This window comes from Vibrio sp. YT-18 (assembly GCF_033337345.1).
GTDB classification, from domain to species: Bacteria; Pseudomonadota; Gammaproteobacteria; order Enterobacterales; family Vibrionaceae; genus Vibrio; species Vibrio alginolyticus.
Genome location: NZ_JAWOQO010000073.1, coordinates 1 through 1,713, shown reverse-complemented (window position 1 = coordinate 1,713; position 1,713 = coordinate 1). Strand labels below are relative to the sequence as shown.

The window sequence follows — 1,713 nt, the reverse complement described above, 5'->3', positions numbered from 1 at the left end:
GTTGGTGGCCCATTATCCAACAACAAGGGCATCAACAAAAAAGGCGGTGGCTTATCAGCCGATGCGCTCACGGAGAAAGACAAATCTGACATCATCACAGCCGCAGAAATTAAGGTCGACTATTTGGCCATTTCTTTCCCACGCAATGGCGAGGACATGCACTATGCCAGACGCTTGGCCCGGGATGCCGGCTTAGAAGCAAAACTCGTCGCAAAAGTAGAACGTGCAGAAACCGTCGCCACGAGCGAGTCGATTGACGATATCATCCTAGCTTCTGACGTCGTGATGGTCGCTCGCGGCGATTTAGGCGTTGAGATTGGCGATCCTGAGCTGATCGGTGTTCAGAAAAAACTCATTCGTCGAGCTCGCAGTTTGAACCGCGTTGTCATTACTGCAACTCAAATGATGGAATCGATGATCAATAGCCCAATGCCAACGCGTGCAGAAGTCATGGACGTAGCAAACGCCGTTTTGGATGGCACCGATGCCGTGATGCTGTCTGGAGAGACCGCTGCCGGTCAATAGCCGGTAGAGACCGTGAAATCAATGGCGGATGTCTGTATTGGCGCAGAAAAGATGTCTGAAGCAAGTCTATCGACCTACCGTCTCGACCGCACCTTTGAAACAGCAGAAGAGACCATTGCAATGGCAACCATGTACTCAGCGAACCACATGGAAGGCATCAAAGCGATGATTGCATTAACAGAGTCAGGAAGAACTGCTTTGATGATGTCACGCCTAAGCTCTGGTTTGCCGATTTTTGCTTTATCGCGTAACGAATCGACGCTCAACCGCGCAGCGTTATATCGTGGCGTGACGCCAGTGTACTTTGATGCGAAATGCGATGCGGGCTTACCGACCGCTCGAGCCGCAATTTCTAGCCTCAAAGATCAAGGTTACCTACATGAAGGTGACTTAGTGATCATCACTCAAGGTGACGTGATGGACGTCGTTGGTTCAACCAACTGCATGCGTATTCTGCCAGTCTAACGTAATAGAAATGCTAAGGGCTCCAGTGGAGCCCTTTTTTGTTTATCGCTTAGGTGACTTACGCTAGCTTAAGCACTTTCTCTACCTTCAAGGTCCATATTCAGTTGATCGTATAACTGAACCAGATTAAACCCAGCTTGCAAGCCCAATTGATAATCATGTTCTAACGCTTCTGGTTCACTCAGGAGTGAAGAAGATTTCAAGCCCTCTTTGGGTGCAATTTGCAAAATAAACGTGTCGTCCGGTGGGTTTGATAAAAACGCCTGCGTTAGCTCAAAGGTCTGGTAGTGAATCATCAGCATATCGGCCAAACCAGAATCAAAATTCTCACCAATCAAATGGCTTAATCGATACAAATTATCAGCACCAAATAACCAACGACCACCGTTGAGAAGCATTTTCCCAGTTAACTTAGACTGGTGCGCAGTATTAATTTTTTGTTGGAAGAAAGACGTCCAGTCAGACTTCCATTGGCTGACTTTTTGTTGCCAAGATTGCTGCACCGAGTTTATGGATTCGCGATACCATTCTACTGGCACGTCTCCGATTTCACTTTGCGCCCTCGCCTCTATCTCAGAGAAGGGTTCTGTGCGAATCACAATAATGTTGCGCGCATTTTGTCGCCACGCTTCTTGAACCGGAATCGAGGCTGATACACCACCATCCACAAACTTTTGCCCATTTACATCGACAGGGCCATGGTACAACTTAGGAATCGCACAA

General features: G+C 47.9%; 1 protein-coding gene and 1 pseudogene. One reads left to right on the top strand and one right to left on the bottom strand.

The genetic code is table 11. From position 1 onward, the window contains the following. A pseudogene (gene pyk / locus R7M72_RS24370) lies at positions 1-990 on the top strand (pyruvate kinase); the annotation flags it as partial. Between the two features lie 68 nt (positions 991-1,058). Here the strand turns inward: pyk and R7M72_RS24365 are convergent. After that, the coding region (locus R7M72_RS24365) for a DUF6363 domain-containing protein (protein ID WP_318056373.1) at positions 1,059-1,713 on the bottom strand (655 nt) is incomplete at its 5' end.